General features: G+C 73.1%; 19 protein-coding genes and 1 pseudogene. 6 read left to right on the plus strand and 14 right to left on the minus strand.

Annotated features, from left to right (window positions below; translation table 11 throughout):
* Positions 1-155 precede the first annotated feature (155 nt).
* The 5 genes and pseudogenes from ACZ55U_RS15005 to ACZ55U_RS15025 all read left to right on the plus strand — a co-directional run bounded on the left by ACZ55U_RS15005 (position 156) and on the right by ACZ55U_RS15025 (position 3358).
* Positions 156-608, plus strand: a complete 453-nt coding sequence (locus ACZ55U_RS15005) for a hypothetical protein (RefSeq protein WP_465526296.1) — start codon at positions 156-158, stop codon at positions 606-608.
* 24 nt (positions 609-632) lie between these two features.
* Positions 633-1880: a hypothetical protein gene (locus ACZ55U_RS15010; protein WP_465526298.1), complete on the plus strand. Its 1248-nt coding sequence runs from the start codon at positions 633-635 to the stop codon at positions 1878-1880.
* A gap of 292 nt (positions 1881-2172) precedes the next feature.
* A pseudogene (locus ACZ55U_RS15015) lies at positions 2173-2538 on the plus strand (ATP-grasp domain-containing protein); the annotation flags it as partial.
* Positions 2539-2552: 14 nt separating this feature from the next.
* Positions 2553-2765, plus strand: a complete 213-nt coding sequence (locus tag ACZ55U_RS15020; protein ID WP_465526300.1) for a hypothetical protein — start codon at positions 2553-2555, stop codon at positions 2763-2765.
* Positions 2766-2986: 221 nt separating this feature from the next.
* The gene (locus ACZ55U_RS15025) at positions 2987-3358 is read left to right on the plus strand and encodes a hypothetical protein (RefSeq protein WP_465526302.1); all 372 of its coding nucleotides are present in this window, start codon (positions 2987-2989) and stop codon (positions 3356-3358) included.
* Between the two features lie 126 nt (positions 3359-3484).
* Here the strand turns inward: ACZ55U_RS15025 and ACZ55U_RS15030 are convergent, their stop codons facing one another.
* The 3 genes from ACZ55U_RS15030 to ACZ55U_RS15040 form a co-directional block, all read right to left on the minus strand.
* On the minus strand, positions 3485-3877 hold the full coding sequence (locus ACZ55U_RS15030) for a hypothetical protein (RefSeq protein ID WP_465526304.1): 393 nt from the start codon (positions 3875-3877) through the stop codon (positions 3485-3487).
* 38 nt (positions 3878-3915) lie between these two features.
* Positions 3916-4077 carry a hypothetical protein gene (locus tag ACZ55U_RS15035; RefSeq protein ID WP_465526306.1) on the minus strand — a complete coding sequence of 54 codons (162 nt, stop codon included), beginning with the start codon at positions 4075-4077 and terminating at the stop codon, positions 3916-3918.
* Positions 4078-4195: 118 nt separating this feature from the next.
* Positions 4196-4573 carry an SPDY domain-containing protein gene (locus tag ACZ55U_RS15040; RefSeq protein ID WP_465526308.1) on the minus strand — a complete coding sequence of 126 codons (378 nt, stop codon included), beginning with the start codon at positions 4571-4573 and terminating at the stop codon, positions 4196-4198.
* A 195-nt stretch (positions 4574-4768) separates the two neighbouring features.
* On the opposite strand from ACZ55U_RS15040, the gene ACZ55U_RS15045 reads away from it, so the two are divergent.
* Entirely contained in the window at positions 4769-5389 is a 621-nt protein-coding gene (locus tag ACZ55U_RS15045) for a hypothetical protein (protein WP_465526310.1), read from the plus strand.
* Between the two features lie 82 nt (positions 5390-5471).
* Here the strand turns inward: ACZ55U_RS15045 and ACZ55U_RS15050 are convergent, their stop codons facing one another.
* The 11 genes from ACZ55U_RS15050 to ACZ55U_RS15100 form a co-directional block, all read right to left on the minus strand.
* Positions 5472-6233, minus strand: a complete 762-nt coding sequence (locus ACZ55U_RS15050; protein ID WP_465526312.1) for an SPDY domain-containing protein — start codon at positions 6231-6233, stop codon at positions 5472-5474.
* A 92-nt stretch (positions 6234-6325) separates the two neighbouring features.
* Complete coding sequence (locus ACZ55U_RS15055; RefSeq protein WP_465526314.1) at positions 6326-7159, minus strand: hypothetical protein; 834 nt, start codon at positions 7157-7159, stop codon at positions 6326-6328.
* On the minus strand, positions 7156-7944 hold the full coding sequence (locus tag ACZ55U_RS15060; protein WP_465526316.1) for a hypothetical protein: 789 nt from the start codon (positions 7942-7944) through the stop codon (positions 7156-7158). Before ACZ55U_RS15060 ends, ACZ55U_RS15055 begins: the two co-directional genes overlap by 4 nt.
* Positions 7945-8088: 144 nt before the next feature.
* Complete coding sequence (locus ACZ55U_RS15065) at positions 8089-9030, minus strand: hypothetical protein (RefSeq protein WP_465526317.1); 942 nt, start codon at positions 9028-9030, stop codon at positions 8089-8091.
* The gene (locus ACZ55U_RS15070; RefSeq protein ID WP_465526319.1) at positions 9027-9260 is read right to left on the minus strand and encodes a hypothetical protein; all 234 of its coding nucleotides are present in this window, start codon (positions 9258-9260) and stop codon (positions 9027-9029) included. Before ACZ55U_RS15070 ends, ACZ55U_RS15065 begins: the two co-directional genes overlap by 4 nt.
* A 32-nt stretch (positions 9261-9292) precedes the next feature.
* Positions 9293-9949: a glycosyl hydrolase gene (locus ACZ55U_RS15075; protein ID WP_465526321.1), complete on the minus strand. Its 657-nt coding sequence runs from the start codon at positions 9947-9949 to the stop codon at positions 9293-9295.
* Between the two features lie 121 nt (positions 9950-10070).
* Positions 10071-10493 (minus strand): hypothetical protein, encoded by a 423-nt coding sequence (locus tag ACZ55U_RS15080; RefSeq protein ID WP_465526323.1) that lies wholly within the window; start codon positions 10491-10493, stop codon positions 10071-10073.
* On the minus strand, positions 10490-10759 hold the full coding sequence (locus ACZ55U_RS15085) for a hypothetical protein (protein WP_465526325.1): 270 nt from the start codon (positions 10757-10759) through the stop codon (positions 10490-10492). Before ACZ55U_RS15085 ends, ACZ55U_RS15080 begins: the two co-directional genes overlap by 4 nt.
* On the minus strand, positions 10756-11565 hold the full coding sequence (locus ACZ55U_RS15090) for a hypothetical protein (protein WP_465526327.1): 810 nt from the start codon (positions 11563-11565) through the stop codon (positions 10756-10758). The genes ACZ55U_RS15085 and ACZ55U_RS15090 overlap by 4 nt, the downstream gene beginning before the upstream one ends.
* On the minus strand, positions 11562-12257 hold the full coding sequence (locus tag ACZ55U_RS15095) for an HAD family hydrolase (protein ID WP_465526329.1): 696 nt from the start codon (positions 12255-12257) through the stop codon (positions 11562-11564). Before ACZ55U_RS15095 ends, ACZ55U_RS15090 begins: the two co-directional genes overlap by 4 nt.
* Positions 12254-13480, minus strand: a complete 1227-nt coding sequence (locus tag ACZ55U_RS15100) for an MFS transporter (protein WP_465526331.1) — start codon at positions 13478-13480, stop codon at positions 12254-12256. The genes ACZ55U_RS15095 and ACZ55U_RS15100 overlap by 4 nt, the downstream gene beginning before the upstream one ends.
* Between the last annotated feature and the right edge of the window lie 22 nt (positions 13481-13502).

A 13502-nucleotide genomic window follows, 5' to 3' on the forward strand; every position in this document is an offset into this window, starting at 1 on the left:
AGACCGCCCTTGCCCCGCCCGCCCACCGGCCACCAGCGGCACCGACCCCGTCGCCGGCCACCCGCTGGCCCACCTCGCCACCGGCCTGGGCACCCTGAGTCGAACTCCCGCGCTGGCCGGGCGTCACCCGGACCTGCACCACCGCTGTCGGCACCGTGTGGACCATCGCCGCCGCCTTCTCACTGGCCGTCGCCGCCGCCCGCCGAGCCATCGACCGCTTCGGCCTGTCCACCGTCGGCATCGCCGCGGCCGCCGTCGTGTGCGTTGCCACCCTCGCCAGCGTCCTGGCGCCCAACCTCCCCCTCTACGCCGCCGCCGTCGGACTGCTGACGGCCGGCGAGGGCGCGGTGACCGTCGTCCTGCGCACCGCCCGCGCCCGCCTCATCCCCGCCAGAGCCTTCGGCGCCACCCTCGCCACCACCGTGCTGCTCGTCCTCGACCCGCTCCCGCTCGCCGGGCTCCTGGTCGCCCTGTGCCCACCGGCCACCTGGACCTGCTGGTCGCAGCGGCCGGAGTCCTCGTCTCGGCCGGCACCTTCGCCTGCTTTCGCGGACTACGAACCCACCGCACCTCCTGGGAACACCCCCACGGCACCGACCAGCCCCTGATGGCCGCCTGATCCGGAGAACACCGTGCCCCACGACCCGACCGCCTACATCGACCACGCCGACCTGACTCCCGAGGACTTCGCGACCTTCGAGGACCCGCGCGCCCATCACCCCGATACCCACCGGCGCTGGGAACTGGTCTACGGCATCAGATCCGGTACCCCCGAAGGCCGGTGGGCGAGTACCGAAGCCCATTTCGAGCTGACCGGCTCGCACCCCGAGGCCGGACGGCTCGTGCGTGTGTACTTCGACGAGCACGGCAACGCCCTCCCGGACCGACCGGCAGACCCCGTCACCTCGCCGCTCGCCGAGAGCCTGGCCAACCAGCTGCCCGGCTGGTCGGTCCGGCACCTGCCCCTCCACCCCGGCCGGGACCTCGCCGACCTGAACGACCGGGCCTGGTCCTGGTCCTGGCCCGGCTTCACCAGCACCACCCCTCCGCACACCGCCCTCGCCCTCACCGGCCCCGCCGGTGAGCACCTGCTCGCGATCCGGCCGGGCGCGGACACCCCGCTCCTCGTCGGCGCGGCCCGCCCCGACGACGCCCACCACCTCATGGGCGAACCGAAGACCACGCCGGTCAGCTTCGCGAAGGAGACGGACACGGCCACCATGGCGACCGAGATCATCGGCACCATCGCCCCGCCCTACCGGCAGGCGCTCTGGAAAGCCCGCTCGCAGGCCGCGACCGAAGCCGTGCTCGGCCTCCAGGACCTGAGCGACGCCCTGGTCGGGGACCACCCATGGTCCGACGATCGCGACCGAAGCGTTCAGGACTTCGAATCCGAGCACGACCGCAACCGCAGGGCCTGGTGGCACATCGAGGTGCTCCTCGACACCGGGCCGTACGTCGCTGGTGGCATCCGATCCGCCACCCGCATCGAAGACCACCTCGACCCGCTCGTCGGGCCCGACCTGCGACGCCTCCACACCGTCGAGGAAGCGCTCGCCTACCTCCAGGAGATCCAGGACGGCTCGCTCGCCGCGCAAGCCGTCCTCACCGGACCTCCCGAAGAACTCGGGCCCGCACTGCGCCGCGCCGAGAACCTGCGCAACCAGGAGGCCTGGCCCTTCGCCCAGTGGCTCGCGCACGGCCCGCTTCCCGCACTGATCAAGCACTTCACGCGCAGGATCGGCACCCCCGCCTCCGACCGGGACCAGCAGATGAAGGCCGCCCTCGCCCGCGCGAGCAACCTCCCCGCCCAGCCGCCACCCGCAGCTCCGGCCACGACCGCAGCACCGCCACCCGTCCGGCACCGGCCCACCCGCTGACCGCCCACCCGGCCTGTTGCCCACCGCGCCCTCACCGGGCCGGGCCGCCCACCGACCGACCCACGGAGAGACCCTGACCAGCACCACCCCGACCATCCTGCTCGTCTCTTCGGGCACCGAGCAGCACCGCCGCCACGCGCTGGAGTAGATCGCCGAGCACCACCGCGTCATCCTCTTCGCCCAGGACGAGCCGGCCTGGCAACTGCCCTACATCGCCGACCACGAGGTCACCGACACCCGCGACCCGGACCAGGCCCTGGCCGCCGCCGAGCACCTCGCCACCCGCCACCGCATCACCAGAGCGCTCACCTGGGACGACGACGCCCAGCACAGCACCGCCCGCCTCGCCGCCGCCTTCAGCACCTTTGGCAACTCCGAGGCCACCGCTGCCACATGCAGGAACAGCGCCGCCAGGAGCACGGCCTTCGCCGCCGCCGGCGTCCCCTCCGCAGCCGGCACCCGCGTCGACTCCCTCGACCAGGCCCTCGCCGCCGCCAAGCGCATCGGGTACCCCGTCGTCGTCAAGCCGGCCGCCGGGGCGGGCGGCATCGGGATGCGCCGGGTCGGCGACTCCACCGACCTCGCCGACGCCTACACCCGGGCCGCCCACGCCGACGACGGCTTCCGTGTCCTCGTCGAGGAGTACCTGGACGGGCCGGAGATCTCGGTCGAGTGCGTCACCGACCTCGGCGTGACCACGCCCGTCGCCGTGCCCGCAAGCACCTCGGGCCCGCGCCGTACTTCGAGGAGACCGGCCACAGCGTCGAAGCCGGAGACCCGCTCCTCGCCCTGGTCGGTTCCGTCGCGGTGCAGGCCCTGGACGCCGAGCGCTGCCTCCAGCACCTCGCCGACGCCACCCACCACCTCGACATCGCCGTCGACTGACCCAACCCGAAGGCCGGGTCCGGCGCGCACCGGACCCGGCCTTCGTCGTAGCGGGGGTGAGCCCTCAGGGCAGCGCAAGTCGACTGCGCTGGTACCGGCCAGCTCCACGTCGGCGCGCGCCGGAACGTGACCGAGCCAACATGTGCAAATCGGACAAAGTGGAACAAAGTTCTCAATGTTGGATGTTCTATCCCATACATCACGAGAGCGAGGGGGGCTCCATGAGCCTGTTCGACCGCGGCGACGACAACCGGCCCAACTTCACCAACTTCCGCTACGGCCAAGAGCCGCAGCCGGCTGACCCCGTCCCGAGCACGCTCGCCGTCCCGCACCCCAACCCCCTGAGCCCGCGCGGCATGCTCATCTCCTGCGCCCAGTGCCAGGCGACCCGCGACTGGCTCCTGATCCACGTGCACCCGAACCTGGTCTTCGTGCGCTGCCGGTGCGCCCACGAATGGCGCGAGACCGACCTGGAGGCGAGCGACGTCGTCGAGGCCCGCGACGACTTCGAGGAGCGCACGTGGGACTCCTTCGAGGAGATGTACCAAGGCCTGGGCTTCGACGGCCTGTTCCGCGGCACGTACCTGTCCTAGGTCGCGCGGCGACCGACCCGGATCGGCGGATGTCCTTGTAGGGCGTACGCAGGCCGACAGCACGCTGCCCCCTTCCCCGGCGCGGGGAAGGGGGCAGTGGCGTTCTCGGACGGGGCGGACAGGTGCTCAGCGGGCGCGGTAGTGGACCGTTGTGCCCGCAGCGTCGATGGCGACGATCCGCCCCTCCCGCTCCAGCCGGGCCAGGCTGAGCTGCACGGGGCCGGGCCGGCGGCCCAGGTCACGGGCCACGGACTCCGGGCTGCACGGCAGCGGGGCGGCGCGCAGCACGGTCAGGACGTCGGCGTCGGTGAGGTCGTCCAAGGACCGGGCGACTCCGAGCGTGAAGATGGTGAAGGAGCCGCAGAGGATGAGGGAACCACTGTCGACGGCGTGGTGGGCGAGGGCGTTGTAGGCGCTGAGCGCGCCGAATCCGCCGGCGCTGACGATGCCGGTGGCCAGCAGGCCGCGGACGACCAGGCGTAGACGGTGGTCGCCCTGGGCTGGCGCGGGGGTCTTCATGGGCTGCCTCCTGGTGAAGGGTGGAGCGGGTGCGGTGATCAGCTGGACTTGTCGCGCTGGCGGGGAATGCGGCCGGTGGCGAAGGCCGTGACCGTGGCGCGGTGGAGGCGCTGAAGCTTCATCTGGAGAGCGATCTGCTGGAGGCAGGTCAGGAGCATCGCGAGGGCGACCAGTGGTTCGTGGAGACCCGCGCAGATCACGGCGGAGACGGCGGTGGAGACGGTTCCGGCGATGGCGAGGTACTGCGCGGACGTGAGGTGCCGGGTGATGTCGGATTCGCTGGTGTTGGTGCCGGTGGTGATGGCTAAGCCTTCCGGTTCAGCGGGTGGTGCGGGTGTACATTGCGGTCAGCAGGTCGAGGACCAGCTCGACCGGCGCATGGCGATCGAAGACGGCCTTCCAGCCGGGATCGCGGGTGGTGCCGGTGACCGCGATCGTCCAGGTGTCCACCGTCGGATCGTCGGGGGCATAGCCGAGGTAGACGCGCGTGTCGGGCGACGCGGCATGGATGCTGCCGCGCGGGTCGACGACCCAACTCCACTGATGGAGGGCCAGGAAGTCGCTGATCAGGTAGGCGCTGCCCTCGCCAGTCAGCCACTTCCGATGCTCGAAGGGACCGCCCTGCACGAGCCCGGGGACGGTGGGGGCGGTGACCGCGACGGTCATGAGGAACACCTTCCTGTCGAAGGCGTTCATGGTCGCTTGCCGATGGTCTGTTTGCGTAGTTTGCGGCCTCTGCCGGAGGCGAACAAGAGCGCTGGGCACGACAAGTGCCCCCAGGCCGGGCCGGAGCCGCCCTGTCTATGAACCCGGCGGAGGCTCGGGGAAGATTATGAACGGGAAAGTCGGAACCGCAGGTCGAGGCCCCTTCATCTGCTGCACAGTCATCCCATGACGACGCGTTACATCGAGGTGGCCTCCGCGGAGGGCGCTTGGACGCAACCGGTGCACCTGCCAACCGCAGTGTCGATCCAGTGGGTCCGGCACGTGCTCACCGACCTGGCTCGCACGTGGCCGGTCGCGGCCTTCCTGCCTGGGACCGCCGACGAGCCGGTGGACGAGGTGGTGTTGTACCGGGACCCGAGCCGTACGTACGGCACGCCGGACACGTCGGTGTGCGATGCCGCTGTGCACCGGCTGGTCGCGGCCACCGGATGGACCCGGGGTACCGGTCAAGGGAACGGCGAGGTAGTCGTCGGGCTCGGGTTGCGCGAGGGGTACGACACGGGTGCGCCGGAGCACTCACCCGGGGAGGTGGCCGATCACCTCCTCGCCACCAGCGCCACGGGATGGCAGTGCCGTGCGGCTCGGCTCGTTTCTGCCCGCCTCGCCGATCGCGACGTCCGCTGGTACGCGGAGGACGGCGTCGTCATCTATGCGGAGCGCCGACTGCTGCCCGCCGTCGAGGCCGCCGCCCGCAGCTGCGGCCAGCACCGATACGTCGTGACCGATCTGATCCGGCAGCGGACGTACGCGCTACAGCACAGCCCGGATGGTAGTTCTCCGATTTGACCTGGCCCTTCGCCATCTCCATCAAGACCGGACAGCTCGGGCTAGGGGCGCAACATGATGACGTGGGTGTGCGGGTGGGGAGCTATCGGGAGAACGTCCGGCGTTCCGTGCCGGGGGAGGCCGTCGGCACCGGAGAGGCGGTGTTGGCGGGTTGGGCGGAGCGGATGAGGGCGCTTGCCGCGTGTGCGGCCAGGGCACGGGAGTTGCCGCGGACCGGGGCTACCGGCTTGACGGTGGCCTGTCCGGGCAGGGTGCGCAGGTCGGCGCCGTAACGGCGGACGGGGGCCGGGTTGACGACGGCGGCGTACAGGGAGGACACCAGGCGGGTCGGTGTTCCTGAGGACGCGGTGATCCACCAGCGTTCGGCGTCGGTGCCTCCGTTGATCACCCAGCGGGCCTTGGTGCCGGCGAGTTCGTCCTTCGGGTCCAGGTCCCCTGGGAGGTGGTGGACCTCGGCGTAGCCGTCGGGCGACTGCCACAGCAGGTGGGTGAGGCGTTCGTCCTCGACGGTGCGCCAGCCCGCCGCGGCGAGGGTCTCGTCGAGGTCGGTCGGGTAGGTGTCGGCCAGGTAGTGCTTGGGGCCCTCGGCGTGGGCGGTGACGAGGTCGGTGGCGAAGTCGGCGATGATCTCGGCGGGGGTGTTGTCGTCCATGGTGACGATCCAGGCCGGTGCGCCGTGGAAGGGGTCGGGGGAGGCCGTGGCCTTCCACAGCGGGCCAGGAGTCTCGGGGAGGAAGCCGACCCGGATCCGAAGGTCCGGCGAGGCGAGGTACACGTTGGCCACGGGGTCGTCGCCCATGAGCCAGCGGGCGTTGGCGAGGCGGCCGATGGCGGTGTCGGGCATGCCAGCACCGGGGGTGAGGTAGCGAGGAGAGACGAAGTACTCGCGCCAGGTGTCCGGGTCGTTGGGCGCGTCGGTGCCGGGGAAGGACGAAGTCAGGGTGTTCTCCTAGGTGTTCGCGGGGTCCGGATGGCCTCGGGCCGGGCGGCTGGGGCTTGGGCCGGCGCGGGCAGGACGGTGGTGGTGCGCGTGGCGGCGGCGATCCTGCGGGCCGGTGCGGGGGCGGCGAGCGGGACGATCGTGGCGTGGGGCCAGTGGAACGGCGGGACCTCGACCGGGCGGCGCACCACGGGTGCGGGGTCGGCGACGGCGCGGTACATCGCGGCCACTACCGCGGGCGGGGAACCGGGTGAGAACTCGGCGCTCCAGTGGTGGGGGCTGTCCTCGGGGCCGCCGAAGAAGCTGTAGCCGGGCTCCTGTTGGCGCGGGAAGCTGCTCTCGCCCGGGCCGGGCCGGCGCAGGACGAAGCTGGCCAGGGTGTCGGGCGGGTCGTGCACCTGGTAGTCCTCGCCGGAGAAGGTGACCGTCCACCCCGGGGCGGGGGACCAGCGTTCGAAGTCGACTTCGGCGTCGCCGTTCGGCGGGCTGTGGGGTGCCTGGGGGGCCGCTTGGAGCGTGGTGGCGAGGACGGCGACAGCGGGCAGGACGAACTCGACCGGGGTGTGGCTGCTGATGGTCGCGTACCAGAGGAGGCTGCTGTCCGGAGCCTCCTCGCTCAGGATCAGCGCCGGCCCGTTGGTGGACCAGCGGGCCTCGTGGATCTTCACCCGGCCGCACGGGCTGAGGGCCCGCACGCCGTGGCCGTGGGTGGTGACGAACCAGCCGTGGTCGCGGCGCAGGAGGTGCAGCACCTCCTGGTAGTCGGCCGGGCCGCCAGCGAGGTAGGGCGGCGCGATGCCGACCAGCCGGGAGCGGGGGTCGGAGGTCACCGCAGGGCTCTCCGGTTCCCCGGGGCGATGCCGGTGCTCGTGACGCCGGGCTCCGGAGCGTGGCCGACGGGCGCGTGGTCCTGAGTGGGGCGTGCGGCCACCGCGCGGGCCGACAGGGCCTGGCCGGACCCGCCGACTGCTTCCTCCAGGCTGCGGGTGGCGAAGTCCATGCGGGCCACGGACAGGGTGTCGGCCTGGGTGATGGGCTCCAGCCGCACGACGTGGGCCATGTAGGAGGGGATCCGTTCGTCCAACGGGCCTGCGCCGATCGGCAGTTCGTTGCCGCGGGCGACGGCGTGGGCCACCTGGACGAGGTCGGAAAGCCGGCAGGCCTCGGCGCTGACGCCGTGCAGGGCTTCGGGAAGCGACATGGTGCCGGGCTTCCACCGGTCGTCACTCACCTCGGTTCCGGTGTACCGCATCTCCGCGAGTCGCAGGCCGGTGTGGACGGCGTAGACGAGTTGCTCGCGCAGGGCGTCGTCGGCCGGCCAGGAGAGGGCCGGGCCGGTCAGCGGGGCCGGCGAGCGCCCATTGGCGTGCGGCAGGGCGGGGACGTGGTCGGCCGCCCGCTTGGCCTTGGCGAAGACGCTGTCGCGCACCTGCGCGGGAGCGTGGTCCAGGTTCGCGAGGATGCGAGGGACACGCCATTCGAGCGCGTGCTCGATGCTGGGGTCCACGGCGTGCGCGAGCAGGTACGCCGCGTCCGAGAGGGCGGCGGCGGCCAGGTGCGGGGCGTGCTCGGTGCGGTGGGCGGCCGAGGCTGCGAGCTGGTCGAGGATGGGCACGCGCCCGGCCAGCACATGGGCGTCGTGAAGGGCCTCACGGGCCACGGCGCGCCCGTACGAGTAGATGTCGAGGCCGACACCGGTGCCGGGAGCCGGAGAAGAGGGGATGGTGGTCTCCCAGGGACGGGTCGAAGAGGCAGGAGCTCAGCGCGTCGGCGCGGCGCCGCGCAACACGATTGGTGGCGGGGGCGATGGCGCCAGCCGGACCGGGCCGGCCAGCGGAGGAGCGGCGGAGCGGACACGGGCAGCTGACGACCGTGGGGTGGCTGGCGGTTCGGCGAGGCGTACGGCGGTCTGCCGCAGCAGGCGGTGCTGTTCGGACAGGGGGCGGGCGGACAGGTTCCGAAGGTGCAGCGGAGTGTCGGGGTCGAGGAGGGAGGCTCTGCCAAGTCCCGCAGTGGAGAGCAGTGCCTGCACTGTCACGGCGTGGACCAGCGGTGCCCTGGCATAGCCGGAGACGTACTCGCTGGCCCCGGGGAGGACCTCTGCCAGACCGGCCGTGTCGTCCACGCTGAACTCGGCAACGGCGAGCACGTTGAGGACGGAGGCGCGCAGCACGGCCGGATCGCGGTCCGAGAGGGACAACGGGCCACCCCAGGGCTGCAGTTCGTTAGGCGAAGAGAAGTCCGGCAGGGCGCTGCGGAGCGCCCGGTCGTAGCGGGGAAGAAGCCGGCTGGTCACCGCCGCTGCGGCGCGGGCCGGATCGGGGGAGACGGTGATGCCGTGCGGGGAGAGGCGCTCGACGTCGTCCGTCGTGCGGCCGAACACTGTCGGCAGGAGCGGGGCGACGATGTACTGCCCGGTGCGGGGGAAGGGACGGGGCAGCACCAGTAGTTCGCGGCCCGCCGGACCGCGTAGGACCCCGGCGCTGGTGTACCTGATCTCGCCCAGCGCCCAGTCGGCGTGGGCGAGGTCCCAGAGCCGGCCGTGGAGCGCGGTGCGGGCGGCGGTGGTCGACAGATCCATGATATCGGCGGCCCACTCGCCGGGCAGGCGAGGCGCGAGGCCTTGGGCGAAGGCGACCAACGCTGGCTCGCGGTCTGCTTGTTGTGCTCCGGCTGCTCCGCTGGAGGTGGTGTCGTTCATCGGCGGCTCCTGGACGGGCTGGTGGTGCCCGGGACTGGGCCGGTCGTGGCGGCGGCCTGGCGCAGCCGTACGGGGTGGGCGAAACGCGGGCCGGCCGCCGAGCGCCGGTCTTCAGGAAGCTCGGCAGCCGTCGGTGTCGTCTGCTGCATCCAGCCGTGGTGGGGCATGGGCGTGGTGACGGAGGTGGCCAGGTAGACGGGCTGGACGTGGATGCGCGATGTCGCGGTCAAGGTGGCCCTGGGTGACGTGGTCGGGGAGGGAATCAACGGGAGCGGGGACGCCCGGGACCGGGCGGCGGCTGAGCTGACGTCGGGTTGAGGCGTGGCCTGCCGGTGGCCGGGACGGTGCTCTGGCGGGCGGCGGCGGCGCGGGCGCTCGGCGAGGTGACGGGCGGAAGCGGGGCGCTGGTGTCCCGGGTCCACGCGTACGCGGCATCGAGGTCGGCGAAGCCGCCCTCGCGCAGGGTGTACGTGTCGTCGCCGACCTGCCGCCGGTTGTGCCAGACCCGCACCGGAGCCTCAAGGGGGGAGGGGGCGGTGTCCTGCGCGATGACCCAGATCTCGTACGGCTCGCCCTCGTCCGTGTAGCTGCTGCGTACGGTGAACCGGTCACCGGAGGAACGCAGGAACTCCTCGATCTGCCGGGTGAGTGGGTCGGCGGGGCGGATGGGCATCGCGGTCTGGGCGAGTTGCTCGGGGTCTGCGCCCCGGGAGATGAGCCAGCGCTCAGCGAGCGGCACCAGCGCCTCGGTCTCCATGGCAGCCCGGATGGTGCCGGCGGTGTCGTCACGCTCCAGGTGGACGGCGACGATGTCGGGCTCACCGGGGACGCCGTAGATGGCGGACCTGTCGAAGGCGATCACATAGCTGGTGCGCAGCCCGGTGGACGGGTCGGCCCGGTGCTGCGCGGCGAGGACCATGAACGCACTCTGGCGGCTGACGAGGAGCGAAAGGACTTCCTCGCTCTCCTCGTCGGTGGGCTCCAGATCGTACGTGAAGCCGAGGGCGGATCTTGCGGTGAGGGCGATGGAGTCTCCTGGGTCAGTGGTGCCGAACTGCGGATCGGCCTGCGGGCGCGAAGGCGGCGGAGTCGGCGGCCGGGCCGGGGCCGGTTGGGGTGGTGCGGGTGCTGCGCGCGGTGGCGGCGGCGCGGCGGGCCGCAGTCGGTGTCGCGGAGGCGTTCGCCCGTGCCGCCTGGGCGGCCAGCCACGTGCGGGCGTCGGCACTGTCGCCGGTGTGGTGCAGGCGGACGGTGTAGGTGCCGGCGCGCTGGTTGCGGGTGATGACGGCGGCGATGTGGCGGCCGTCGACCGCGCCCAAGACAGCGCTGGTGCGCAGGCCCTGGGCGTGCTCCACCGCGTAGTTGGCACCGCTGTGGTGCAGGATGCGGGCGCCGACGGCGTCGTCGGCGGTGGCGGGGTCGAGGCCGGCGAGGCCGAAGTCGGCGTCGGTGGTGTCGGTCATCGGTGCGGCGTCCGGCGGACGGTGGGCTCCTGGGCCGCGGCGGAGGCGTGGCGGCGCAGTTCCTGGTCGGCGTCGTCGACCCGCTCCGCCTGCCGGGCCAGCAGCAGGGCGGGGCTTCGCAGCTCGCCCGCCTCGGTGTGCCGGTCGGCCAGGCCGTAGGTGTCCATGCCCAGGCGCTCCAGGACGAGCAGGTGCCCGGCGTTCGCCGGAGCACCGTCGACCAGCTTGGCGGGGGCTGGGCCCGTGGCCGACCTGACGGTGGTCATCGTGCCGCCTTCACCGTGCGGGGCAGGTGGATGCTGTCCGCCGGTGCCGGTGCCGGGGTCGGGTCCGGCGTCGCGGCGGTGGGGGATGCCGCCTCGGTGCCGGGGCTCCCGGCGAGGGAGGCGTGCACCCGGGCACCTGCGGGCGTCAGCCGAAGCTTTCGTCCCACAAACAGGGACCGGCTCATGTCGTGCCCGACCAGCTTGCGGTCGATCAGCCAGTTGACCGACACGGTGCTGACGCGCATACCCGGGCTGATGATCTGCTCGCCGTGCCGCATGCCGCTCGACCGTACGGTGACTTCGCCGTGGGCGACGGCGTCGAGGGCCAGGCGCTGGGAGGGACTCAGCTTCACCGGCCGGGGCGGCTCGGTCGCGCGTTGCCGCTGCGGCGCCCGCTCCGGCGTGGCGGGCCCGGCCGGCGTCTGGGCGGCCAGCAGCTTGTGCAGCCCGATGAGGCGATCGAGGCGCTGGTGGATTTCGGCGCGGCGGGCGCACAGGAGGTCGAGCGTGTGGGCGCTGGTGCCGAGCACGCCGGTGGTCAGCGGCATGTCGGTGTCGAGGCCGTCGATGACGCGCTGTACGTCGCCGCGGATGCTGCGGGCGCTGGCGACCATGTTCTGCTGGACGTGGTCGAGGCGGCGCGCTGCCCGGAGGACCTCGGAGGCCGAGCTGCCGAGCAGGTTTCCCTCGTCGTCGCGCCCACCGGGTATGTCCCTGGGGTGAGCGATGTCGAACTCCCGGAGCACCATCGCGGTGCCGATCGTCGTCGGATCGGTCGGTGCGGGCGTGTCGGAGGGCCGGTTCACAGCGTGGCCGACGCGCGGGCCGCGACGGCGGCGAGGCCGACCTCGACGGCTTCGGCCAGGGTGTCCACCAGGGGGGCGCCGTCGGTGGCCAGGCGCTGGGGGCAGTGCAGGCCGCCGGTGTGCAGCACGGGGATCGCGCCGACCGCGCGGGCGGCGACCGCGTCGTCGGCGCTGTCGCCGATCACGATGACGCTGGCCGGGTCGATGCCGGGGCCGAGGGCGGCGAGGTGGGAGGCGAGCGCCGGTGCCTTGGTGGAGACCGAGGGGCCGACGCGGCCGTCGATGCGGTCCATCAGCCCGGCGATGCCGACCTGCTCCACTTCGTGGAGCAGCCGCTCGTGCGGGGCGAGGGAGAGCAGGGACTGGCGGATGCCGCGGGCGCGCAGGCTCAGCATGACCTGCCTGACGCCCGCACGCAGCTGGACCGGGCGCTGGTGGAGCACGGCGAGGAAGGCGGCGTCGTTGCTGATCCACTCGGCGTCGGAGATCGGCCGGCCGAGGAGGTGGTCGTAGAAGCTGCGGATCGGCACCCGGTGCTGGGAGCGGTAGGTGTCGACGTCGATCGGACGGCCGCCGAGGGCGGGCAGCGTGGCGTTGAGCGCGGCGACGTGATCGCCGAGGTCGTCGCGGACGGTGCCGTTCCAGTCCCAGACGATGCGGATACGGGCGGCGGCGGTGGTGCTGGTGGTCACGTGCTGGTCTCCTGAGAGGTGGTGGGGCGGGGGTTGAGCAGGTCGGTGCGGGGAAGGAGGACGGCCGCGGCCAGGACGGCGGCGAACGCCGTCAGGGTGGCGACGGGGGTGGTGCCGTGTTCGGCGAGGCGGCCGGCGACGGCGGTGCCGAGGGCCTGGCCGACGCCGACGACCGCGACCAGCCAGGCCGCGGCCTCGGTGGCGGTGCCCCTGGGCGCCAGCCGGTCGCAGAGTGCGAAGGCGGTGGCGAGCAGCGGGGAGAGGTAGAGGCCGGGTGCGACGGCGAAGGCGAGGGCGGCGAGCGGAGCGGTGGCGAACAGCATCGGCGTGAACGACAGCGCGTACCCGCCGGCCGCGGCGAGCAGTTGGCGCTGAGGGGAGAGCGGCCAGGGGGAACAGGTGTAGGCGATCCCGCCCAGCAGGCTGCCGACGGACAGCGCGGCGGGCAGCAGCCCGGTCAGCCACCCGGTCCCGGTGCGGTCGGCGAGCGCGATGGCCAGGACGTTGAAGGCGCCGAGGTTGACGCCGAGGCAGAGCATCGCGGCGAGCAGGACCAGCAGGCCGCGCGAGCGCAGAGGTCCGCTCCAGTGGACCTCGCGCCGCTCGGCCGGCGGCCAGCCGGCGGGCGGGCGGGTGGCGACCACGGCGGCGCCGATGCCGCCGATGACTCCGCACGCCCACAACGCGGCGACAGGGGAGAGGAGTTCGCACAGGGCCGTGGCGGCCAGGGGCCCGGCGACGAACACCGCCTCCTGGCTGACGCTGTCCAGGGTGAAGGCCACCCGCTGCTCGGCCGGATCGGGCACGAGCCGCGGCCACAGCGCGCGAAGTCCGGCCTCCAGCGGCGGTGTTGCAGCACCGGCGAGGACGGCGAGGACTGCGGCGACGAGCGGCCGCGCGGCCGGGTCGGTCGCGGCGAGCAGGCTGAACGCCACGAACGCCACGCTCGCCCCAAGGGCCGAGACGATTCCCAGGCGCGAGCGGTCGACGAGCCTGCCGAGCAGGGGCTGCCCGATGGCGCCGGCCAGTGCGTAGAGGGCGGCGAGCACGCCCCCGAGCACGACCGGACCGCCGGCAGCCCGTACGGCGAGCAGCAGCGCGAGGGGCGCCATCGCGGTGGGCAGGCGGCCGACGAGGGTTCCGGCGAGCAGCGCGCGCACGTGCGGGCGGGCGAGGACGTCGCGCGTGGCGGGGCGGGGCCGGGAGGTGGAAGCGGGGTGCATGCGGGCGGCGGAGTCTCCTGGT

This window comes from Kitasatospora sp. NPDC034533, from assembly GCF_055575155.1.

Excerpts from the sequence above, each read along its gene's own strand:
- ACZ55U_RS15030 (WP_465526304.1), bottom strand. The coding sequence starts at position 3,877 with ATGAAGACCCCCGCGCCAGCCCAGGGCGACCACCGTCTACGCCTGGTC.
- ACZ55U_RS15050 (WP_465526312.1), bottom strand. The coding sequence starts at position 6,233 with ATGCCCGACACCGCCATCGGCCGCCTCGCCAACGCCCGCTGGCTCATG.
- ACZ55U_RS15045 (WP_465526310.1), top strand. The coding sequence starts at position 4,769 with ATGACGACGCGTTACATCGAGGTGGCCTCCGCGGAGGGCGCTTGGACG.
- ACZ55U_RS15080 (WP_465526323.1), bottom strand. The coding sequence starts at position 10,493 with ATGACCGACACCACCGACGCCGACTTCGGCCTCGCCGGCCTCGACCCC.
- ACZ55U_RS15085 (WP_465526325.1), bottom strand. The coding sequence starts at position 10,759 with ATGACCACCGTCAGGTCGGCCACGGGCCCAGCCCCCGCCAAGCTGGTC.
- ACZ55U_RS15100 (WP_465526331.1), bottom strand. The coding sequence starts at position 13,480 with ATGCACCCCGCTTCCACCTCCCGGCCCCGCCCCGCCACGCGCGACGTC.
- ACZ55U_RS15040 (WP_465526308.1), bottom strand. The coding sequence starts at position 4,573 with ATGAACGCCTTCGACAGGAAGGTGTTCCTCATGACCGTCGCGGTCACC.
- ACZ55U_RS15075 (WP_465526321.1), bottom strand. The coding sequence starts at position 9,949 with ATGGTCCTCGCCGCGCAGCACCGGGCCGACCCGTCCACCGGGCTGCGC.
- ACZ55U_RS15065 (WP_465526317.1), bottom strand. The coding sequence starts at position 9,030 with ATGAACGACACCACCTCCAGCGGAGCAGCCGGAGCACAACAAGCAGAC.
- ACZ55U_RS15025 (WP_465526302.1), top strand. The coding sequence starts at position 2,987 with ATGAGCCTGTTCGACCGCGGCGACGACAACCGGCCCAACTTCACCAAC.